The 21,956-nt window shown below is 35.2% G+C and carries 18 protein-coding genes; 16 read left to right on the forward strand and 2 right to left on the reverse strand.

Going from position 1 to position 21,956, the window contains the following annotated elements; translation table 11 throughout:
• The first annotated feature begins 85 nt into the window (after positions 1-85).
• From DQM95_RS03900 to DQM95_RS03910, 3 genes are read left to right on the forward strand one after another with little or no spacing between them, the layout of a single operon-like run.
• On the forward strand, positions 86-460 hold the full coding sequence (locus DQM95_RS03900) for an OsmC family protein (protein WP_037592303.1): 375 nt from the start codon (positions 86-88) through the stop codon (positions 458-460).
• A gap of 29 nt (positions 461-489) precedes the next feature.
• The gene (locus DQM95_RS03905) at positions 490-1,572 is read left to right on the forward strand and encodes an ABC transporter permease (protein ID WP_037592302.1); all 1,083 of its coding nucleotides are present in this window, start codon (positions 490-492) and stop codon (positions 1,570-1,572) included.
• Between the two features lie 9 nt (positions 1,573-1,581).
• Positions 1,582-2,250, forward strand: a complete 669-nt coding sequence (locus tag DQM95_RS03910; protein WP_037592301.1) for an ABC transporter ATP-binding protein — start codon at positions 1,582-1,584, stop codon at positions 2,248-2,250.
• A gap of 54 nt (positions 2,251-2,304) precedes the next feature.
• Here the strand turns inward: DQM95_RS03910 and ypfJ are convergent, their stop codons facing one another.
• Entirely contained in the window at positions 2,305-3,219 is a 915-nt protein-coding gene (gene ypfJ / locus DQM95_RS03915; RefSeq protein WP_012658202.1) for a KPN_02809 family neutral zinc metallopeptidase, read from the reverse strand.
• Between the two features lie 172 nt (positions 3,220-3,391).
• On the opposite strand from ypfJ, the gene rexB reads away from it, so the two are divergent.
• From rexB to rpsU, 5 genes are all read left to right on the forward strand, one after another.
• Positions 3,392-6,652 (forward strand): ATP-dependent nuclease subunit B, encoded by a 3,261-nt coding sequence (gene rexB / locus DQM95_RS03920; RefSeq protein ID WP_037592300.1) that lies wholly within the window; start codon positions 3,392-3,394, stop codon positions 6,650-6,652.
• Complete coding sequence (gene addA / locus DQM95_RS03925; protein WP_111685946.1) at positions 6,642-10,304, forward strand: helicase-exonuclease AddAB subunit AddA; 3,663 nt, start codon at positions 6,642-6,644, stop codon at positions 10,302-10,304. The genes rexB and addA overlap by 11 nt, the downstream gene beginning before the upstream one ends.
• A 117-nt stretch (positions 10,305-10,421) precedes the next feature.
• Complete coding sequence (locus tag DQM95_RS03930; protein ID WP_037592299.1) at positions 10,422-11,552, forward strand: aminotransferase; 1,131 nt, start codon at positions 10,422-10,424, stop codon at positions 11,550-11,552.
• Positions 11,553-11,611: 59 nt separating this feature from the next.
• The gene (locus DQM95_RS03935) at positions 11,612-12,424 is read left to right on the forward strand and encodes a transporter substrate-binding domain-containing protein (protein ID WP_037592298.1); all 813 of its coding nucleotides are present in this window, start codon (positions 11,612-11,614) and stop codon (positions 12,422-12,424) included.
• Positions 12,425-12,550: 126 nt separating this feature from the next.
• Positions 12,551-12,727 (forward strand): 30S ribosomal protein S21, encoded by a 177-nt coding sequence (gene rpsU, locus DQM95_RS03940; RefSeq protein ID WP_000048058.1) that lies wholly within the window; start codon positions 12,551-12,553, stop codon positions 12,725-12,727.
• 99 nt (positions 12,728-12,826) lie between these two features.
• On the opposite strand, the gene mscL is transcribed toward rpsU, so the two are convergent.
• Positions 12,827-13,201, reverse strand: a complete 375-nt coding sequence (gene mscL, locus DQM95_RS03945; protein WP_037592297.1) for a large conductance mechanosensitive channel protein MscL — start codon at positions 13,199-13,201, stop codon at positions 12,827-12,829.
• A 127-nt stretch (positions 13,202-13,328) separates the two neighbouring features.
• Here mscL and dnaG point away from each other — a divergent pair, with 127 nt between their 5' ends.
• From dnaG to DQM95_RS03985, 8 genes are all read left to right on the forward strand, one after another.
• Positions 13,329-15,140 (forward strand): DNA primase, encoded by a 1,812-nt coding sequence (dnaG, locus tag DQM95_RS03950; protein ID WP_111685947.1) that lies wholly within the window; start codon positions 13,329-13,331, stop codon positions 15,138-15,140.
• Between the two features lie 8 nt (positions 15,141-15,148).
• Complete coding sequence (gene rpoD, locus DQM95_RS03955; RefSeq protein WP_012658209.1) at positions 15,149-16,258, forward strand: RNA polymerase sigma factor RpoD; 1,110 nt, start codon at positions 15,149-15,151, stop codon at positions 16,256-16,258.
• A 186-nt stretch (positions 16,259-16,444) separates the two neighbouring features.
• A complete protein-coding gene (locus DQM95_RS03960; protein ID WP_012658210.1) occupies positions 16,445-16,783 on the forward strand; it encodes a metal-sulfur cluster assembly factor in 339 nt (112 codons plus the stop codon).
• Positions 16,784-16,886: 103 nt separating this feature from the next.
• Entirely contained in the window at positions 16,887-17,741 is an 855-nt protein-coding gene (gene rfbD, locus DQM95_RS03965; protein ID WP_037592296.1) for a dTDP-4-dehydrorhamnose reductase, read from the forward strand.
• Positions 17,742-17,856: 115 nt separating this feature from the next.
• Entirely contained in the window at positions 17,857-19,011 is a 1,155-nt protein-coding gene (gene cps2T / locus DQM95_RS03970) for a beta 1-4 rhamnosyltransferase Cps2T (protein ID WP_037592295.1), read from the forward strand.
• A complete protein-coding gene (locus tag DQM95_RS03975; RefSeq protein ID WP_012658213.1) occupies positions 19,001-19,954 on the forward strand; it encodes a glycosyltransferase family 2 protein in 954 nt (317 codons plus the stop codon). Before cps2T ends, DQM95_RS03975 begins: the two co-directional genes overlap by 11 nt.
• Positions 19,938-20,741 carry an ABC transporter permease gene (locus DQM95_RS03980; protein WP_037592294.1) on the forward strand — a complete coding sequence of 268 codons (804 nt, stop codon included), beginning with the start codon at positions 19,938-19,940 and terminating at the stop codon, positions 20,739-20,741. Before DQM95_RS03975 ends, DQM95_RS03980 begins: the two co-directional genes overlap by 17 nt.
• Entirely contained in the window at positions 20,741-21,952 is a 1,212-nt protein-coding gene (locus DQM95_RS03985; RefSeq protein ID WP_037592293.1) for an ABC transporter ATP-binding protein, read from the forward strand. The genes DQM95_RS03980 and DQM95_RS03985 overlap by 1 nt, the downstream gene beginning before the upstream one ends.
• Positions 21,953-21,956: the final 4 nt, after the last annotated feature.

Genomic DNA, 21,956 nt, shown 5'->3' on the forward strand with positions numbered 1-21,956 from the left:
GTCAAAACCATAAAGCACTCAAAGCTAAATGGTATAGATCTAGGCTCTTTTTTGTTATAATGGAAGAGTTTAAAGGAGTAATGACATGTATCAAACTGAAATATCTGGTGATTATTTATACCATACGACATCAAAAGGCTATGGCAGTTCAGTCGAATTATTTGGGGTGACAGAGGATGGTGAAACGCCAATGAGTCTCTTAAACATAGCACTCGCTTCTTGTGTCACCATGTGCCTTCAGTCCTATTTTAATCTCTATCATAAGATATCGGAAATGCCTGTAAAGGTGAATGCAATCTATGATAATCGAGCTTTTCAATTGACGATTCGTCTACAAAATGAGATTGATAAGGATGAAAAAGAAAAAATAGTTGCTTTTGTCAAAAGGAAATGTAGGGTTAGTCAATTACTTGCTGATGATGTTTCACTGATGATTAACTTCGTTACCAATGTAGACTAATAAGTTCAGAATTTAGGGGGATAAAGCTATTGTTTTTAGCAATCAATGAAATAAAAGCGTCTAAGTTTAGGTATGGTTTAATTGTTGGTCTCTTATTTCTTGTGGCCTATCTTATGTTTTTTCTGTCAGGCTTAGCCTATGGTTTAATACAAGAAAATCGCTCAGCTATTGATTTATGGAAGGCGGACAAAGTCATTCTTTCTAAGAATGCCAACAATACTTTGAATCTGTCTACACTAGATATCAAGGATAAAGAAAAGATTGAGGCTTCTCATGTTAGTGCCTTAGCTCAAATGAACACTGTTGTTTGGAATAAAAAAGATCCGAAAGAGTCAGAAAAAGAGAAAGTAAGTATTTTTGGTATTAATCCAAATGAATTTTTGAAACCTAAAATGATGAAGGGTCATGCCATTAGTTCAGATGAAGAAGTTGTTATTGATCAGTCACTTGCTAAGCGCTCGGGTTTTGACATAGGTGATAGCTTATTTCTAGCGAATTCTGATCAAAGCCTAAAGATTGTTGGGATTAGTCAAAAGGCAACCTTTAACGTTTCTCCGGTTATTTATATTTCTTTAGATGGTTTCCAAAAGTTGACTCCTATGTCGTCTGGTAAGTATGGAAACAATAGTCAAAAGCTTAACGCATTTGTTGTTAAAGGGCACCTTAATTCTTATGATAAAGAAAAATTCCAAATCTTATCTATTAAAAGCTTTATCAATAAGTTACCGGGATACAGTGCTCAAACAGTGACGTTTGGTTTCATGATAGGTTTTTTAATTGTTATTTCGGCAATTATCATTGGCATCTTTATGTATGTTTTAACAATCCAAAAAGCTCCAATCTTTGGAGTCATGAAAGCTCAGGGCATTTCAAATAAGACAATAGCAAATGCTGTATTATCTCAAACCTTTTTACTAAGCTTAATAGGCAGTGTTTTGGGATTAGTAGTCAATTGGTTGACTTCTTTACTTCTGCCGGAAACAGTTCCATTTCTAGGAAATTGGTATTTTTACGCTGTTATTTTTATGAGCATTATTCTATTTTCCTTACTTGGCACTCTTTTTTCTGTTTTGGCTATCGTCAGAATAGAACCTTTAAAAGCAATTGGATAGGAGTTTTAAATGACTGTTTTAGAATTCAAACATGTTACCAAGTCTTTTAAAGATGGACAAACACAGATAGAAGCCCTAAAAGAAACGAATTTTCTTGCAAAAAGAGGCGAATTTATTGCTGTTATTGGACCATCAGGATCTGGTAAATCAACATTTTTAACATTAGCTGGTGGTTTACAGACACCGACTCATGGTCGCGTTATTATTAATGGGAATGATTTTACAGCACTAAATGAAAAAGAAAGATCTCAATTACGATTTAGAGACATCGGCTTTATATTACAAGCCTCTAATTTAATCCCATTTTTAACCGCTAAACAACAACTTGAATTAGTTGATAAATTGATGAAACGTAAGAATGAGAACTTACAAGTCGCTTTATTTGAGGATTTAGGGATTTCTCATCTCAAAAATAAATTACCTGGTGACTTATCTGGTGGCGAAAGGCAACGCTTAGCCATTGCTCGGGCACTTTACAATGATCCTGCCATTGTGCTAGCTGATGAACCGACAGCTAGTCTGGATTCTGAAAGAGCCTTTGAAGTGGTTTCATTACTATCAAAAGAGTGTAAGGAAAAAGAAAAGACCGTTATTATGGTAACCCATGACAAACGCATGATAGAATCTTGTGATCATATCTATGAAATCCGTGATGGTGTCTTAAGCCAACAAAAATAAGGAACTGTAAAACAAAAATAAGGAACTGCATGCAGTTCCTTATTTTTTCATTTCTTATAAATCAGTATAGGCAATGCTGAAGGTATCACCGTGTTCAATATCGCCATATTCAAAACCTTTATTAAACCAACGTTGACGTTGTTCAGATGTACCGTGTGTAAAACTATCAGGGACCGTACGACCATATGCTTCTTTTTGTAGGGTATCATCCCCGACGGATTGTGCTGCAGTCATGGCTTCCTCAAAATCACCTTTATCTAACAATCCTTCGCCTTGGACATAATTTGACCAAGCCCCTGCTAAATAATCAGCTTGCAATTCTAATTGGACATTCAATTTATTAGCATCGGCTTCACTTTTTCCTTGTCTTGCACGGGCATATTTTTCCATTGTTCCTAGCTCATTTTGAACATGGTGACCAACCTCATGGGCAATCACATAGGCCATCGCAAAATCTCCTGCAGCACCATATTTTTCAGATAAATCATTATAAAATGAAATGTCAAGGTATACCTTATTGTCCCCAGAACAATAGAAAGGTCCTGCAGATGCTTGTCCTTGTCCACAAGCAGTCGTGATAGATCCGGTGTATAAAACCAATTTTGGTTTTTTGTAAGTTAAGCCTCTTTTTTCAAATTCCTTTGTCCAATAATCTTCAGTAGAGGCAAATACTTTACTAACGAATTCAACTTGTTGATCTGTAGCTTTATCCCCAGAAGTTCTACTAACTTGGGTTGTTTGGTGAGAATTACTTGTGCTACCAGATTGACCACCAGTTAATACACCAGAAAGACCACCGCCTCCCATTACTAACATGATGATTAGTATCACTAATTTCGTTTTCCAACTACCTCTAGAAAAGAGTAGTTGCAGTAATAATCCGGCGCCTCCGCCGCCACCATAGGAACCAGAAGATTCACCACGTCTATCTTCAACGTTTTGACTTTCCCTCATATTATCTATTTTCATACGAATTCTCCTCGCTTTGATATTAATTCTATTATAAATTATTTTTTTTAGAATTGCATGAATATTAAGTTGAAAGCCCTATTTTTTTAATAAGGAGCTGGCGATATGATTCGCAATTCATATCTCGAATTGATATAATAATGGTATTATATAACCGGAGAAAAAGTTTACCATGAAACTACTTTATACAGATATTGAAAATTCCTTAACAGAAATTTTAGTTCAAGAAGCAGAGGTTTTTGCTAATTCTGGGGCGCGTGTTTTTTATATTGCGCCAAACTCCTTATCTTTTGAAAAGGAGAGGACTGTCTTAGAACATTTGACCAAAGAATCGTCATTTTCAATTACGGTTACGCGCTTTGCACAGATGGCCAGGTATTTTACTTTAAATAAACAAAAAGCTCAAAAATCATTGGATGATCTTAGTTTAACCATGCTATTTCACCTTGTGTTACATGATTTATCCCAAAATGAATTGCCGATTTACCATGCCTTAAAAAGTGATCAAACCTTTATTAAGCAATTAGTTGATTTATTCAAAGAGATGCAATCAGCTAATCTCACGATTGCCGATATCGAAATGGAAAATCTTGCACGAAAAGAAGATTTAATCACTATTTTTTCAGCACTTTCTAGGGAGTTGCTACGATATGATTTCCAACAAATGAGTTCCCTTGCTGTTTTTCAAGAAGCAATAAGGTCAGGTCTATTAGACCAAGAACTTGCAAAAACAGTCGTAATAATAGATGGTTTCACGCGATTTTCTGCTGAAGAAGAAAGTCTTATTCACCAATTACATCAAAAATGTCAAGAAATTGTTATCGGGACTTACATCAGTTCTAAGGCAATTAAACAGAATTTTACAAAGGGAAATCTTTATGAAGCCAGTATTGATTTCCTAAGACAATTATCAGTAACTTATCAGGTTAAATCACTTTATCTTTCTGGGGAAAAGACCTTTAAAAACTCGTTCACAACAATGTCCAGGCTGTTAGAAAGTCAATATGATTACAGTCTAACAGAGCTAACAATAAGCGAAGACATCAAAAATGATGTACAGATTTGGCAACAGTTAAATCAAAAAGAAGAAATCGAAAACATTGCTAGAGACATTAGACAGAAATTGAATGAAGGATATCGCTATAAAGATATTTTAGTCTTATTAGGTGATGTCGAAGCTTACCAACTTCAAGTTGGTCCAATTTTTGATAAATATGATATTCCCTATTATTTAGGTAAAGCTGAATCCATGTCTCATCATCCACTAGTTCAATTTATGGATTCTTTAGAAAACTGTAGACGCTATAATTGGAGAAAAGAAGATATCATTAATCTCTTGAAATCCAGAATGTTAGGAGATTTCACAATTAGGGAATGTGATCAATTTGAATCTTATCTAAACTATGCTGATATTAATGGTTTTACAGCCTTTTCGAAAGACTTCACAGCAAATACTTTTAACCAAAAAAATGAGAAGGGGTATGATTTAGACAAGATTAATCTTATTAGGAAGTATCTGTTCTCTCACTTAAATCAATTCTTTAAAAGCAGAGCCCAGAAAGGCTCCAATATTTTAAATCATTTTCTTCAATTTTTAAGTGATATTGATTTTGTCTCCTCTTTTCAAAGGCTAAGTCAAAAACAATCGGCATTACAGCAGGAAAAAGATGAAGAGGTTTGGAAAAGCTTCACAAGTATTTTAGAAAGTTTCTACAATATTTTTAAAGATGAAACCCTAACGCAAGAACTGACATTGATGCTCATAAAATCAGCAATGCAAGCGGCTGATTACCGCGTCGTTCCTGCTACGCTAGATGTGGTCTCTGTTAAATCATACGATTTGGTTGAACCCCATAGCAAGTCCCTTGTTTATGCACTAGGATTGACGCGTACGCATTTTCCAAAAACAGTTCAACAAACTGGCTTAATCAGTGATCAAGAACGTGCAAAAACTAATGAAAAATGGGATAGTCACCATAGGTTTGATATTAGTAGTATAGAAAACAGTAAGAAAAATCATTATACCGCTTTGTCATTATTTAATGCCGCGACTGATAAACTGGTCTTGAGTTATCCTATGGTTTTAAATGAAGTTGTGGAAGAAGCATCTCCCTATCTAAAACTCTTGCATTCATTTGGAATTCCAATAGTTGAAAAACAGAAAAATACATTTTCAGATTTCGAAAATGGTATTGGTAACTATAAGTCCTTACTATCTCAATGGATTGCATTAAATCAAGAACCTTTAACGGAAGAACTTGACCAAGAAGAAAAGTCATTCTGGTTGGTTATGTCTAGGTATCTCAAAAAACAATTAGCAGCGAAAAAATTGACTTTTCCGGAGCAAAAAAGTCATCTGGCCACAAGTCGCTTATCGCCTGAAGTTTTAGCTATCAAATACCCAGATCATCAACCCCTAAGTTTATCCAGCTCGGCTCTAACAGTTTATCATGATAATCAGTACAAGTATTTCTTACAATATGTTTTGGGATTGCAGGAATTAGAGTCCATCCATCCTGATGCAAGGCATCATGGAACCTATTTACACCGTGTTTTTGAGTATGTTGTGGATGATCAACGGTCAATACCATTTGATGACAAAATAGAAGAGGCCATTCAACGTACAAATCAAGAAAGACTTTTTCAAACTTACTATCAAAGCGATGCTGAAAGTAGGTTTAGCTTGTCTTTACTGGAAGATATTGCCAAAAGCACTGCAAGTATTTTCCCAATAACCCCAACCAAAGTATTAAGTCAAGAAGAAAGATTCCAATTGCATTTTGATGAAAAGGTAAGGGTTAATGGCATCATTGATCGTATTGATCAACTGGATGATGGTAGCATAGGAATTGTTGATTATAAATCAAGTCAGACCGTTTTTGATATTGGTAAATTTTACAATGGATTGAATTCTCAATTGCCAACTTACTTGGAAGCACTAAATACGAGGGAAAAATCAAAGGATACGCCCCCACAACTTTTTGGTGCAATGTACTTACATATGCAAGATCCGAAAATGGATTTAAATGAATTCAAATTATTCGATGACAAGGTAGTAGAAAAACTGTATAGCCGATTGACTTACAAAGGTATCTTTCTTGAGAGAGAAAAGGAGCATTTGGCAAGCGGAGCTTATCAGATGAAATCAAATCTTTATTCAGAAGAGGAATTAAGAAATCTCTTGGACTATAATCAGTTTTTATATTTAAAAGCAGAAAAAGAAATTCGCGCTGGTCACTTTTTAATTAATCCATATACTGAAGATGGAAAAACGGTCAAGGGTGATCAATTGAAGGCTATTACGCGATTTGAAGCGGATTTAGATTTAGGACAAGCTAGAATGTTGTTAAAATTGCCGACAAAGGAAAAAAGAGAGGGCTTTCTCAAACTGATGAAAGAAGACATGAAAGGAGGAAAAAAAGATGAGATTTGAACCATTTTTAAATCAGGAAGAGATAAGGCAATTACAAGAGTTTGAAAAAAATGGCAGTAAAGCACAAAAAAGAACACCAGAACAAATTGAAGCCATCTACACCAATGGACAAAATATCTTAGTATCTGCTTCGGCAGGATCTGGTAAAACCTTTGTCATGGTTGAACGGATTATAGATAAAGTGTTACGTGGTATCTCTATCGAGAACATGTTTATATCTACTTTTACAGTAAAAGCAGCCAATGAACTCAAGGAAAGACTTGAAAAAAAATTAAGAGAAGGCATTCTAATGACGGATGACCCTGAAATGAAAGCCTATCTTAATGATCAAATGCAGGCTATTGCCTTAGCTGATATTGGTACAATGGATGCTTTTACTCAAAAGCTGTTAAATGAACATGGTTACTTGTTAGGGATTCCTCCTAAGTTTCGAATCATGCAGGATAAATCTGAGCAAGAGTTGCTCAAAAATGAAATTTATAAATCCTTATTTGAAAACTACATGGCATCTGACCATTCACAGGTATTTTTAAGATTAGTCAAAAACTTTTCTGGTAACCGAAAAGATTCCAAAAGTTTTCGAGATCAGGTCTATAAAATTTATCAATTTAGCCAATCAACGGAGAATCCCAAACAGTGGTTGGAAAATAATTTTTTATTAGCCGCAAACCAGTATCAAGATTATGATGATTTACCTGATGAAACCATTGACGCCTTGCTACAAAGCATGAAAGAAACAGCTATTTCTTTAAGAGATCTTACAGATTTAGAAGAATACGGGCAAATGACGAAAGCCGGGAAACCAGCCGCCAAATATGTCAAGCATTTGACTATGATTGAGGCATTAAATGATTGGTCAATGCATTTTGATAGTTATTACGGAAAAAGTCAGATTGGAAAATTAGCACAGGATTTGTCAGCTCTCTTACCTTCAGGAACTGACGTCACAGTTGCTGGTCAAAAATACCCTATTTTTAAAGACATTCAGTCTAAAATAAGCCAATTTCGGCATTTAGCAACCCTCTTAACTTATCAACCTGAGACCCTTCCTCTTTTATTAGAATTGCAATCTTTTGTCATCGATTTTACAGAAGCTTACTTGGAGGCGAAAAAATCTGAAAATGCCTTTGAATTTACAGATATAACGCATTTTGCTATTGAAATTCTTCAAAATCAAGAAGCAATCAGAAAGGTATATCAAAGCAAATACCATGAAGTCATGGTAGATGAGTATCAGGATAATAACCATATGCAAGAATGTCTCTTGGAATTACTGTCAAATGGACATAATCGTTTTATGGTCGGAGATATCAAGCAGTCTATTTACCGGTTTAGGCAAGCCGACCCACAGATTTTTAATCAAAAATTTAAAGACTATCAAGAGAATCCTGAAAATGGCAAACTGATATTACTGAAAGAAAACTTCCGTAGCCAATCTGAAGTAATAGATGCAACAAATGCTGTTTTTTCTCATTTAATGGATGAAGCCGTAGGCGATATCTTGTATGATGACAACCATTATTTAAAAGCTGGAAGTGACAAGCAAAAGGTAAGGTACCCAGAGAATAATTGTCAAGTACTTATCTATGATACTGATCAAAAAGATAACGGAGAAGATGAACACGACAAAGAGGATGAAAGGCGTACTGAAGGGCAAGAAACTCTTTCACCTGGGGAAGTCAATATCTTGGTCAAAGAGATTATTCGACTCCACCAAGAAGAAGCTGTACCTTTTTCTGATATTACCTTATTGGTTTCATCGCGAACACGCAATGACTTGCTTTTTAAAACATTTAATCAGTATGACATCCCATTGGTTTCAGATGGAGGTCAGGAAAACTATTTAAAATCGGTTGAAGTAATGGTCATGCTCGATACCCTTCGATCAATCAATAATCCTTTAAACGATTATGCCTTGGTGGCCCTTATGCGTTCACCAATGTTTGCATTTAACGAGGATCAATTAGCTCGCATTGCATTACAAGATAGTCAAGAGGGGAAAGTAGAGCATTTTTATGAGAAAGTTCTCAATAGTTTGTCACATCATGGACAGCATGCCGAACTGATTACTCAAGAACTACATGATCAGTTGAAACTATTTGACCAATCCCTCAATGCTTGGAGAGATTATTCCAGAACGCATTCTTTATATGAATTGATTTGGAAGATTTATAATGATCGTTTCTATTTTGATTTTGTCGGCTTAAGTCCCAAAGCTGAGCAAGCCCAAGCTAATTTATATGCACTAGCTTTAAGGGCAAATCAGTTTGAAAAAACGACTTTTAAAGGGTTAACTCGGTTTATTTCAATGATTGATAATATCTTGAATACTGAAAATGACCTAGCAGATGTTGATTTAGCTAAGCCAAAAGAGGCTGTCAATGTTATGACGATTCATAAATCAAAAGGTCTTGAATTTAAATATGTTTTTATTTTAAACTGTGATAAAAAGTTCAGCATGGCAGACATTCATTCTCCATTGATTTTAAGTAGACAAAAGGGGGTAGGTATTAAATTTTTAGCGGATGTTAAAAAAGAACTAAATGCGACACATTTGCCAAGTGTTAAACTGTATTTAGAAACCTTACCTTATCAAATCAATAAAAAGGAATTAAAAATAGCAACACTTTCTGAGCAAATGAGACTCTTATATGTTGCAATGACTAGGGCTGAGAAAAAACTTTATTTAATCGGGAAAGGTAGCCAAGAAAAATTAAGTCAGAAATTTGACACAAAACGAGAAGGACAACACTTACCTAAGGCATTACGTGAAAGTATCACCAACTTCCAAGATTGGTTACTAGCCATCCACCAAGTTTTTGACTCAAAAGACTTATCATTTACCATTGATTTCGTAACAGATAATGAGTTAGGACCTGAATCGATAGGGTCAATTTCACATCAATCAAATATCATGATTGATGACCTAAGAGATAATAGGCAGTCTGATTCCATTGCGCGTGCGATTGATATGCTCAATAATGTTAACCAATTAAACCAAAAGTATGAAGCAGCCATAAATCTTCCAACTGTCAGAACACCTAGTCAATTGAAGAAATTTTACCAACCAATAATGGATATAGACGGTGTTGAGATTTTGGCTGACAAGAGTCAGACTCCAACAACCTTTGAATTACCTCAATTTTCAAAGGCTAAGCAAGTAACATCAAGTCAAGTTGGTTCTGCTCTACATGAACTCATGCAACGGATAAAGATTACAAGTCATGTTACCGAAAAAGACATTCAGCAGGCTAGTCAACTGGTTGATGCTGAAGCAGAGGTGATGGCAAAGATTGATTTACATAAAGTAAAATCCTTCTTCGAATCAACAGAACTGGGACGTTTAATACAAGTTCACCACGATAAGCTTTATCGTGAAGCACCATTTGCTATGTTAAAAACTGATCCACAAAGTCAGGAAAAATTTGTAATACGTGGTATTGTTGATGGCTTTTTACTCTTTGATGATAAGATTGTTTTATTTGACTATAAGACGGATCACTATAAAACGTCTTTAGAAATGAAACTAAAATATCAAGAACAAATGGCTTTATATGCAGAATCCTTGCGAAAAGCTTATGATATATCGACAATTGAAAGCTTTTTAATTTTAATGGGTAAAGAAACGGTAGAAATCGTTGAATGTTCTTAAGAAACACTGACAAGAGACATTCAATCACAAACAAGAAGCGGAACAAGGTTCTAGCTTCTTTTTCGTGAATAAATATGCTATTATATAATAATTATAACAATTTAAAGAGGTATAAATATGCATCTACCGGAGTTTGGCGTTGAATCATGGTTAAATAAATATGAAAACGAAGCGCGATATGACATTGCTAATGTATCGGTTCAACCAATCAGTCTTAAAGAATTATGTCATATTAGTCACAGATCAATGAATTCATTGATGAAAGAAATAAGAGAAACAAGATTAGACTATGGTTGGATAGAAGGATCACCAGAATTTAAAAAGCTGGTTTCATCTTTATATGTCAAGATGAAACCAGAAAATATTCTGCAGACCAATGGTGCGACCGGAGCTAATCTCCTTGTTTTGAGTGCGCTTATACAGCCCGGCGATCATGTTGTTGCTCACTATCCAAGTTACCAACAATTGTATGATTTGCCAAAAGCACTTGGTGCCAATCTTGATTACTGGCCAATAAAAGAAGAATTAGGTTGGTTACCTGATATTCAAGAATTGAAAAGATTAGTTCAAGAAAATACAAAATTGATTATCATAAACAATGCCCACAATCCTAGTGGAGCTTTAATGGATGATGCCTATTTGCAAGAAATTATTGATATTGCTTCGTCATGTGGCGCCTATGTTCTTGCTGACGAAGTCTATCATTCCTTTGAAAAAGAAAGAATTTCCGGGATAGCTGATTTGTATCAAAAAGGGATATCGGTAAACAGTATGTCGAAAACCTTTTCATTACCTGGAATCAGAATAGGTTGGGTAGCTTGTTCAGAAAGCTTATGTCATGAATTAAAATCTTACCGTGATTACACAATGATTTCAGCAGGTGGTATTAATGATAAGATAGCCCAATTAGCCCTCGAATCTTCAAATCTTCTTCTTGAAAGAAATAAACAGATATTAAGAGAAAATCTCAAGCTTTTAAAGGACTGGATAGAAGGAGAGCCGAGACTATCTTTTCATCAGCCGTTTCATGTTCCGACAACTTTAATCAAATTAAAAGGGCATTTTTCCGAAAAAGAATTTGCTTTGGATTTATTGAAAGAAACGGGAACGTTAGTAGTACCAGGTTCTTGTTTTGGTATTGCTAATCATTTCCGAATTGGCTATGCTTGTGACCGTCATACTTTGGAAAAAGGATTAGATTGTATCTCGATGCAATTAAAAAAGGAAAAATATTCAATAAACTATTGACAATGGTATAAAAATACATTAATATTATCTCCAACAACAAAAAGGAGAATAAATATTCTATGAAAAAAATCAAGTTAATTTTTACTGCCTTGTCCCTATCTTCATTAATGCTTTTAACTGCCTGTTCTCAAAATTCCAGTGCCTCTTTACAAACTAAGATAAAAGATAAAGGGAAACTAGTGGTTGCACTCAGTCCAGATTATGCTCCTTTTGAATTTAAAACCTTAAAAGATGGCAAAGATACTATAGTAGGGTCAGATATCATGCTAGCTCAAGAAATCGCGAATAAATTAGACGTGGCATTAGAGTTATCTCCTATGAGTTTTGATAATGTTCTATCCAGTCTTCAAACGGGAAAAGCAGACTTAGCAATTTCTGGAATCTCTTATACAAAAGAAAGAGCGAAAGTATACGATTTTTCAAAACCATACTATTCGACAAAAAATGCCATGTTAATAAAAGGTGAATCCAAAAATGACTTGAAATCTTTGGAAGATTTAGCAGGGAAGAAAATAGGAGTCCAAAAAGGAACTATTGAAGAATCGCTGTCCAAAAAACAACTGAAAGCGTCACATATTGTCTCTCTAACGACCATGAGTGAAGCGATAAATGAATTGAAATCAGGGCAAATTGATGCTGTCGATTTGGAAGGACCAGTTGCCGAAGGGTATTTAGCCCAAAATGAGGATCTGGTACTAGCACCATTTAAATTGAAAACTGGTGAAGGAGATGCCAAAGCAATTGCTATGCCAAAAGGCAGTAAAGACCTAAAAAAAACAGTTGATCAAGTGATCTCAAAAATGGAAAAAGAGAATCAATATGAAACATTTGTTAAAAAGGCTGCCGCATTAACAGGAAAAGAGGAGAAATAGAAGAGCCCTGAAAAATCTTGTGAAGTCCCGCTTCTATTCAAGAAAATACTATTGACATTTTCATAAAAGTTATGTAATATGTTAAAGAACGTGAAAATGTTACGATATCTTGAGGAGGTGAAACACATGTCAAAAACAGTAGTACGTAAAAATGAATCACTTGACGATGCACTTCGTCGTTTCAAACGTTCTGTTACTAAAGCTGGTACTCTTCAAGAATCACGTAAACGTGAATTCTACGAAAAACCTTCTGTAAAACGTAAACGTAAATCAGAAGCAGCTCGCAAACGTAAAAAATTCTAGTGATTTTAAAGTTGATAAAAAACAGCCTTATATGAAGGCTGTTTTTTTTGTGTGTTTCCATAAAAAAAGATTGAAACAAACTGTTTCAATCTAAATGACTTATTTGTTAGCAAGTAAATCACGGATTTGAACAAGAAGTTCTTCTTGAGTCGGACCAGCGACAACTTCTTCTTCGGTTGCTTTTCTGTAGCTCATTGCTTTGTTTGCAGCTTTCACTACAAAGAATAATGTAGTACCAACGATTAAGAAGTTGATAACTGCTGCAAGGAAACTACCATATTTAACACCGTTCCAAGCAAGTTGAGCAATATTTTCAACACCTGCAGCTTTAAGAACTGGATTTAAGATAAGTGGAGTAACAACATCAGCTACCAATGAGTCAATAATAGCTTTAAAAGCGGCACCAATAACAACGGCAACTGCTAAATCTAAGACATTACCTTTAAATAAAAATTCTTTTAATTCTTTAATCATGAGAATTCCCCTTTTTTTTAATTTATTTCATCATAGCAAGTTTTCATGAAAATGACAATTAATTGCACTCGCTTTTATAAATTTACAAATGAATAGCCACGTGATATAATAAAATGTAAAAAATAAAATGGGTTTACTGTGGGGAGGAGACATTTTGGCAATAGACAAAGAGACAATTTCCCAAATAAAAAACAGCGTGAATATTGTTGATGTGATTGGCGAAGTGGTCGCTCTTTCAAGGTCAGGAAGGCATTATTTAGGTCTTTGTCCTTTCCATAAAGAAAAGACGCCCTCCTTCAATGTTATTGAAGATCGTCAATTTTTCCATTGTTTTGGTTGCGGTAAATCAGGCGATGTCTTCAAATTTATTGAAGAATATCGGCAAGTGCCATTTTTGGAAAGTGTCCAAATCTTAGCTGAAAGGAGTGGCCTTGCTATTGAGCCACTTACTCCAAATCAGCAAGCAAGCTCATCTAAAAGACCTCATCAGCTTTTGTTGGACATTCACGAAGATGCACAGAAGTTCTATCATGCCGTCTTAATGACAACTAAAATCGGTCAAGAAGCGCGTGATTATTTATACCAGCGTGGCTTAGATGATGACTTAATTGCCCATTTTAAGATTGGTTTAGCTCCAGCGGAAATGGATTATTTATACCGGTCACTTTCTCCAAAATATGGTGAAAAAGAACTTTCAGCATCGGGTCTTTTTAATTTATCAGAGTCTTCGAATACTATTTATGATGCTTTTCGAAACCGCATTATGTTTCCTTTGACTGATGATAAAGGTAATACCATTGCTTTTTCAGGTAGGATTTGGACTGAGGAAGATCAAGCTAAAAAGATTGCGAAGTATAAAAACTCTAGAGCGACGGTTCTTTTTAATAAGTCTTTTGAGTTTTATCATTTGGATAAGGCAAAGCCAGTTATCGCCAAAAAACATGAAGTTTTTTTAATGGAAGGTTTTATGGACGTGATTGCAGCCTATAGAGCAGGTCATGAAAATGCTATCGCTTCAATGGGGACTGCCTTGACCAATGAACATGTCCAACATCTGAAATCATTGACGAAAAAAGTCATTCTAACTTACGATGGTGATGATGCTGGTCAAAAGGCTATTGCTAAATCTTTAGAGCTTTTAAAAGACTTTCAAGTTGAGATTGTTAGAATACCTCATAAAATGGACCCGGATGAGTTTATTCAAAAAAATTCACCAGAAGACTTGTCACAATTATTGGAACATTCTCGGATTAGTGATGTGGAATTTTTGATTGAGTTTCTTAAACCCGAAAATATGGATAACCTCCAATCTCAAATTGCTTATGTTGAACAGATTGGGCGGATTATTGCAGCTGCGCCTTCCATTACGGCACAGAATTCTTACATTAATAGAGTGGCTGATTTATTACCAGATTTTGATTATTTGCAAGTTGAACAAACGGTTAATAGTTATCGACTTGAAGAAAGGCAACAGAGACAAGGCAGTGCTTTGAGTCCAGTGACAAAAATGGTTACCTTGCCTCTTTCGAAAAATCTTTCAGCAATTGCCAAAGCGGAAAATCAATTATTGCATCGATTAATCCACCACGACTATCTTTTGAATGAATTTCGACATAAGGAAGAGTTTTACTTTGACACCCCACAATTGCAACAGTTATATCATATCTTAAAAACAAATGGAGAAATAAGCTCTCTAGATTTATCTACCCTTTCTGAAGACGTTAATCACGCTTATTATCGTGTTTTGGAAGAAAACCTTCCCCCGGAAGTGTCCAATGGAGAAATCGATGACATTTTAAGGAAAAGGCAAAAATTGCTAAATGAACGAGATATTCAAAAGCAAGGTAAACAGGTGAGAGAATCGAGTAACAGCGGTGATCATCAATTAGCTTTAGAAGTTTTAGAGAACTTAATCGCACAAAAAAGGAAAATGGAATAGAGGAAAATATGGCAAAAGAAACCGAAATAACAACGTTTAATGTCCAAGTTGCAGATTTTATTAGAAATCATAAGCAAGCAGGGACAGCTATTGATGATGAAGTAACAGAAAAACTTGTTATTCCTTTTGAACTAGATGCGGATCAAATTGACGATTTGCTTGAACGGTTAACTGATGGTGGTATATCGATTACTGATAAAGATGGCAGTCCATCATCAAAATATATTGTTGAAGAGCCTAAACCTGAGGAGCTAACGGATGAGGAACTAATAGGTAGCAATTCCGCGAAAGTGAATGATCCGGTTAGAATGTATCTCAAAGAAATTGGTGTTGTTCCATTGTTGACTAGCGATGAAGAAAAAGAATTAGCCATTGCTGTTGCTGCTGGAGATGTCGATGCTAAACAACGACTTGCTGAAGCGAATTTACGTTTGGTGGTATCTATTGCTAAACGTTATGTGGGTCGTGGAATGCAATTCTTGGATTTGATTCAAGAAGGTAATATGGGTCTAATGAAAGCCGTTGATAAATTTGACTATTCTAAAGGATTCAAATTTTCAACCTATGCAACTTGGTGGATTCGTCAAGCTATTACGCGTGCCATTGCGGATCAAGCACGTACCATTCGTATTCCAGTTCACATGGTTGAAACCATTAATAAGTTAGTTCGTGAACAACGTAATCTCCTTCAAGAGCTAGGGCAAGATCCTACACCTGAACAAATTGCTGAACGCATGGAAATGACACCGGATAAGGTTCGTGAAATCCTTAAAATAGCTCAAGAACCTGTTTCATTGGAAACACCAATTGGTGAAGAAGATGATAGTCACTTGGGAGATTTTATCGAAGATGAAGTTATTGAAAATCCAGTTGACTATACCACTCGTGTTGTGTTAAGAGAACAATTAGATGAAGTTTTAGATACTTTAACTGACCGTGAAGAAAACGTTCTTCGCCTTCGCTTTGGACTTGACGACGGAAAAATGAGAACCTTAGAGGATGTTGGTAAAGTCTTCAATGTCACTCGTGAACGTATCCGTCAAATAGAAGCCAAAGCCTTAAGAAAATTACGCCACCCAAGCCGTAGCAAACAATTAAGAGACTTTATAGAGGACTAAAACACCACAGAGTGGTGTTTTAGGTTGATGCCGTGAAATAAAAGAACATTGAAGCTCCGGTGAACCGTTTTAGAGTGCCTTGATATTCCTTTGAGAATGTTTTGCTTTCGTTAAGATGTGATATTCCTAGGATTGAAAGAATGGTTGACTCTGATTGAGTTTTAGGGAATAAGGAAAGGAATTAAGATGTCTGAAAAAAGTAATTATTCTGAAGAAGAAGTTTCAGCCATAAAGGACCGAATTTTAGAAGCCTTAGAAATGGTGATTGATCCAGAATTAGGGATTGATATTGTCAATTTGGGGCTCGTCTATGAGATTCGCTTTGAAGATAATGGGCATACAGAAATTGATATGACTTTGACAACAATGGGTTGTCCATTAGCGGACCTTTTAACAGACCAGATTTATGATGTTTTGAAAGAAGTTCCAGAAGTAACAAGTTCTGAGGTGAAATTGGTTTGGTATCCGGCTTGGACGGTGGATAAAATGAGTCGCTATGCAAGAATTGCACTAGGAATTCGATAAAACGTATTTAAGGGATGAAATATTCCCTTTTTTGGTGTAAAATGAATAGGAAAATAATGAGTGCTTAAAACAAGTGCTAGTATAATCCTTGAAGGAGAAAATGATGATTTTAATCACTGGAAGTAATGGACAACTTGGTACGGAATTACGTTATTTGTTAGATGAACGTAACGTGGAATATGTGGCCGTAGACGTTGCGGAAATGGATATCACAAATCCAGATATGGTTGATGAGGTATTTGCGCAAGTAAAACCAACATTGGTTTACCATTGTGCAGCTTACACAGCAGTTGATGCAGCCGAAGATGAAGGTAAAGCCCTTAATCAGGCTATCAATGTTGATGGTACAGTAAATATCGCAAAAGCATGCCAAAAATACAATGCTACATTAGTTTATATTTCAACAGACTACGTTTTTGATGGTACTAGAACTGTTGGTCAAGAATGGTTCGAAACAGATATTCCGGATCCGAAAACGGAATATGGACGTACAAAGCGTCTAGGTGAAGAAGCTGTTGAAAAATACGTTGATCAATTTTATATTATCCGAACAGCTTGGGTATTTGGTCATTATGGAAAAAACTTTGTGTTTACAATGCAAAACTTAGCAAAAACGCATCCTAAATTGACAGTTGTCAATGATCAATATGGTCGTCCGACTTGGACAAGAACCTTGGCAGAATTCATGTGTCATCTTACTGAAAATCAGAAAGACTATGGTTACTACCATCTTTCCAATGATTCAAAGGAAGACACCAGTTGGTACGATTTTGCAAAAGAAATCTTGAAAGATACGGATGTAGAAGTAGTACCCGTTGATTCATCAGCTTTTCCGGCTAAAGCAAAAAGACCATTAAATTCAACCATGAATCTCGACAAAGCAAAAGCAACAGGCTTTGTTATTCCGACATGGCAAGAAGCTCTTAATGAGTTTTATAAACAAGAAGTTAAAAAGTAAAAAGATAAAGTCAAGTGGTTGAAGCTTGGCTTTTTCAGTTGGATTAAAAGTCGCAATGAGATTGGATTTGTGCTATAATATCAATTGATTATATTTTAGAATGGGGCATTGTGACATGCAAGATGTTTTTATTATTGGTAGTCGCGGATTACCTGCAAAATACGGAGGTTTTGAGACATTTGTTGAAGAATTAATATCTCATCAAACAAACCCTAACATCACCTATCATGTTGCATGTTTAAGTGATACTAAGCACAAAGAGCACTTTGATTTCAAGGGAGCAGATTGTTTTTATATTAAAGCTCCGAAAATTGGTCCGGCTAGAGTTATTGCCTATGACATGATGGCGATTAACTATGCACTACAATATATTGATAAACATCACATTGAAAACCCCATTTTTTATATTTTAGGGAATACAATTGGTGCGTTTATTGCCTCATTTACTAAAAAAATTCAGAAACGTCACGGAAAACTGTTTATTAATCCTGATGGTTTAGAATGGAAAAGAAGTAAATGGTCAAAGCCGGTTCAATGTTATTTAAAGTTTTCCGAAAAAAAAATGAGTCAAAATGCCGACTTGGTTATTTCTGATAATAAAGGTATTGAGTCCTATATTAATGAAACCTATCCTTGGGCTAAGACAACTTTTATTGCTTATGGAACGGAAACAAAATCATCAGATTTATCATTTGAGGATGATAGTGTTCGAGATTATTATTATAGAACCGGAATAAACGAAAAGGATTACTATCTCGTTCTTGGACGGTTTGTCCCAGAAAATAATTATGAAACTATTATTACTGAATTTATGATGAGTGATAGCAAGCGGGACTTGGTCATCATTTGTAATCATGAAGGAAATCCATATTTTGAGGAACTCAAAACGTTAACGCATTTTGAAGAAGATAAACGTATTAAGTTTGTAGGGACTCAATATAATCGTCAATTATTAACCTACATTCGTGAAAATGCTTTTGCTTATATTCATGGCCATGAAGTAGGAGGAACCAATCCTGGACTCCTAGAGGCATTGGCACATACAGATTTAAACCTGGTTATGGATGTTGATTTTAATAAATCAGTTGCAAAGACAGCAGCGCTCTATTGGAATAAAGAAAAAGGAAGCTTATCTTCACTGATTAGTAGTGTTGATCATCGCCTTCATTATGAAGATTTAGGGCGTTCTGCCAAAGCAATCATTCAGGATAACTATACTTGGGATAACATTGTTGGGGAGTATGAGGCTTTATTTTTAAATGAAAATTAATATTTTGATGTCGACTTATAATGGTGAAAAGTTTCTAGCAGAACAAATTGAAAGCATTCAAAAACAAACTGTTACAGACTGGACCCTCTTAATCAGAGATGATGGCTCAAGTGATAGGACACCGGAAATCATTCAAGACTTTGTTGCCAAAGATAGTCGCATTCATTTTATCAATGCGGATCATCGTATTAATTTTGGTGTCATTAAAAATTTCTTTACACTGCTAAAGTATGAAGAAGCTGATTACTATTTTTTTAGCGATCAAGATGATGTTTGGTTACCACATAAAATTGAAACATCACTAAATAAAGCAAAAGAATTAGAAAAGAATCGTCCTTTTCTTATTTATACAGACTTAACCATTGTCAACCAATCCTTAGAGACAATTCACGAAAGTATGATTAGTTTCCAATCAGATCATGCCAATACAACATTGCTTGAAGAATTAACGGAAAATACAGTTACCGGTGGTACTGCCTTAATCAATCATGCTTTAGCTGAACTGTGGACTGATGATAAAGACCTATTAATGCATGACTGGTTTTTAGCTTTATTAGCATCGGCTATGGGGAATTTAGTTTATATCAATGAAGCTACAGAACTCTATCGACAACATGACAGGAATGTTTTAGGTGCAAGAACATGGTCAAAACGCTTGAAGACTTGGTCAAAACCTCATCTTATGTTAAATAAATATTGGTGGTTGATTCAATCTAGCCAACAACAGGCACAAAAACTATTGGATTTACCTCTTTCATCTGATAAAAGAAAATTGGTTGAACACTATGTCACATTACTTGAAAAACCTTTGATGACTAGACTCAGAGATTTAAAAAAGTATGGTTATAAGAAAAATAGAGCCTTCCACACGTTTGTGTTTCGAATGCTAATCATTACGAAAATAGGCTATAGGAGAACAGTTAAAAATGGAATTATTCAGTAAAAAGAATCGAATTCTTTTGAAAGAACTTGTCAAAACAGATTTTAAATTAAGATATCAAGGAAGTGCGATTGGTTATCTATGGTCAATTTTAAAACCTCTGTTAATGTTTACCATTATGTATTTAGTTTTTATTCGCTTCTTAAGATTGGGAGGAAGTGTTCCTCACTTTCCAGTAGCCCTATTGCTTGCTAACGTGATTTGGTCTTTCTTTTCTGAAGCAACTGGTATGGGTATGGTGTCAATCGTTACAAGGGGTGACTTGTTACGAAAACTTAATTTTTCAAAACACACTATCGTTTTTTCAGCTGTACTAGGTGCACTCATCAATTTCTCAATTAACTTAGTTGTTGTTTTGATTTTTGCTTTAATTAATGGTGTAACCATTTCACCATTTGCCTATTTGGCTATCCCACTTTTTATTGAATTATTAATACTTGCCGTGGGTGTAGCTTTATTATTATCGACATTGTTTGTATATTACAGAGATTTAGCTCAAGTTTGGGAAGTTTTAATGCAAGCAGCCATGTATGCCACACCGATTATTTATCCAATTACATTTGTTTCAGATAAGAACCCTCTTGCAGCAAAAATATTAATGTTAAATCCCTTAGCTCAAATGATTCAAGATTTACGTTTTCTTTTAATTGATCGCGCAAATGCAACTATCTGGCAGATGTCAAACCATTGGTACTATGTGATGATTCCTTATCTTATTCCTTTTCTTGTATTAGCGTTGGGAATCCTTGTCTTTAATAAAAATGCTAAGAAATTTGCGGAGATTATTTAATGTCAACGAGAGATATTGCAGTAAAAGTAGAACATGTTAGTAAATCATTTAAATTGCCTACGGAAGCAACAAAGAGTTTCAGAACAACTCTGGTTAATCGTTTTCGAGGAATCAAAGGTTACACAGAACAAAAAGTCTTAAAGGATATCAATTTTGAAGTGAAAAAAGGTGATTTTTTCGGAATTGTTGGACGTAACGGTTCAGGAAAATCAACACTCTTAAAAATTATTTCTCAAATCTATGTTCCTGAAAAAGGGACTGTTACTGTTGAAGGGAAAATGGTATCTTTTATCGAACTCGGTGTCGGTTTTAATCCTGAATTAACAGGTCGTGAAAATGTCTATATGAACGGTGCAATGCTTGGATTTACACAAGAAGAAGTAGATGCCATGTATGAAGATATCGTTGATTTTGCAGAGCTTCATGACTTTATGAATCAAAAGCTAAAAAATTATTCTAGTGGGATGCAAGTCCGTTTAGCTTTCTCTGTTGCTATCAAAGCCCAAGGCGATGTGCTTATTTTGGATGAAGTGCTAGCCGTAGGGGATGAAGCTTTCCAACGAAAATGTAATGATTATTTTATGGAAAGAAAAGAAAGTGGCAAAACAACGATACTGGTCACACACGATATGGCTGCCGTAAAAAAATATTGTAATCGTGCTGTTTTAATTGAGGATGGATTGGTTAAGGCGCTAGGGGATCCTGATGACGTCGCCAATCAATACAGTTTTGATAATGCTATTGCTTCAGAGACTGTTGAGAAGAAAGAAGATGGAAAGAGCACTGAGAAAAAAGAAAGCCAATTGATATCAGATTTTTCGGCGCAATTATTAACCAAACCTCAAATATCTCCTGATGAGGATATAACAATTTCATTTTCTTATAATGTCTTGAAAGATATGGAAACACATGTTGCCCTATCTTTCATTGATATTGACACAAATTTAGGGTTATATAATGACAATTCAATGTCACTAAAAACAAATGGTCAAGGTCAAAAAACAGTGACAATGACATGTCAAATGTCTTATTTGAACCATGCCAAACTAAAACTTGCGGCTACCGTTCGAGATAAAGATAAGCATCCATTAGCTTTTCTCCCAGTAAATGAAATTCCTGTCATTTTAATTGATAGAAAAGTTGATGCTTCCAATGAATCTGAGTGGGATGCTAATACTGGTATTCTTAGAAGAAGTAGTCAGTGGACATAATATT

This window comes from Streptococcus uberis, from assembly GCF_900475595.1.
In the GTDB taxonomy this organism is placed as follows: Bacteria; Bacillota; Bacilli; order Lactobacillales; family Streptococcaceae; genus Streptococcus; species Streptococcus uberis.

What these genes read in the sequence shown, in the direction of transcription:
- DQM95_RS03900 (WP_037592303.1), top strand. Translation starts at nt 86, where the DNA reads ATGTATCAAACTGAAATATCTGGTGATTATTTATACCATACGACATCA.
- DQM95_RS03910 (WP_037592301.1), top strand. Translation starts at nt 1,582, where the DNA reads ATGACTGTTTTAGAATTCAAACATGTTACCAAGTCTTTTAAAGATGGA.
- ypfJ (WP_012658202.1), bottom strand. Translation starts at nt 3,219, where the DNA reads ATGAAAATAGATAATATGAGGGAAAGTCAAAACGTTGAAGATAGACGT.
- rexB (WP_037592300.1), top strand. Translation starts at nt 3,392, where the DNA reads ATGAAACTACTTTATACAGATATTGAAAATTCCTTAACAGAAATTTTA.
- addA (WP_111685946.1), top strand. Translation starts at nt 6,642, where the DNA reads ATGAGATTTGAACCATTTTTAAATCAGGAAGAGATAAGGCAATTACAA.
- DQM95_RS03930 (WP_037592299.1), top strand. Translation starts at nt 10,422, where the DNA reads ATGCATCTACCGGAGTTTGGCGTTGAATCATGGTTAAATAAATATGAA.
- DQM95_RS03935 (WP_037592298.1), top strand. Translation starts at nt 11,612, where the DNA reads ATGAAAAAAATCAAGTTAATTTTTACTGCCTTGTCCCTATCTTCATTA.
- rpsU (WP_000048058.1), top strand. Translation starts at nt 12,551, where the DNA reads ATGTCAAAAACAGTAGTACGTAAAAATGAATCACTTGACGATGCACTT.
- mscL (WP_037592297.1), bottom strand. Translation starts at nt 13,201, where the DNA reads ATGATTAAAGAATTAAAAGAATTTTTATTTAAAGGTAATGTCTTAGAT.
- dnaG (WP_111685947.1), top strand. Translation starts at nt 13,329, where the DNA reads ATGGGTTTACTGTGGGGAGGAGACATTTTGGCAATAGACAAAGAGACA.
- rpoD (WP_012658209.1), top strand. Translation starts at nt 15,149, where the DNA reads ATGGCAAAAGAAACCGAAATAACAACGTTTAATGTCCAAGTTGCAGAT.
- DQM95_RS03960 (WP_012658210.1), top strand. Translation starts at nt 16,445, where the DNA reads ATGTCTGAAAAAAGTAATTATTCTGAAGAAGAAGTTTCAGCCATAAAG.
- rfbD (WP_037592296.1), top strand. Translation starts at nt 16,887, where the DNA reads ATGATTTTAATCACTGGAAGTAATGGACAACTTGGTACGGAATTACGT.
- cps2T (WP_037592295.1), top strand. Translation starts at nt 17,857, where the DNA reads ATGCAAGATGTTTTTATTATTGGTAGTCGCGGATTACCTGCAAAATAC.
- DQM95_RS03975 (WP_012658213.1), top strand. Translation starts at nt 19,001, where the DNA reads ATGAAAATTAATATTTTGATGTCGACTTATAATGGTGAAAAGTTTCTA.
- DQM95_RS03980 (WP_037592294.1), top strand. Translation starts at nt 19,938, where the DNA reads ATGGAATTATTCAGTAAAAAGAATCGAATTCTTTTGAAAGAACTTGTC.
- DQM95_RS03985 (WP_037592293.1), top strand. Translation starts at nt 20,741, where the DNA reads ATGTCAACGAGAGATATTGCAGTAAAAGTAGAACATGTTAGTAAATCA.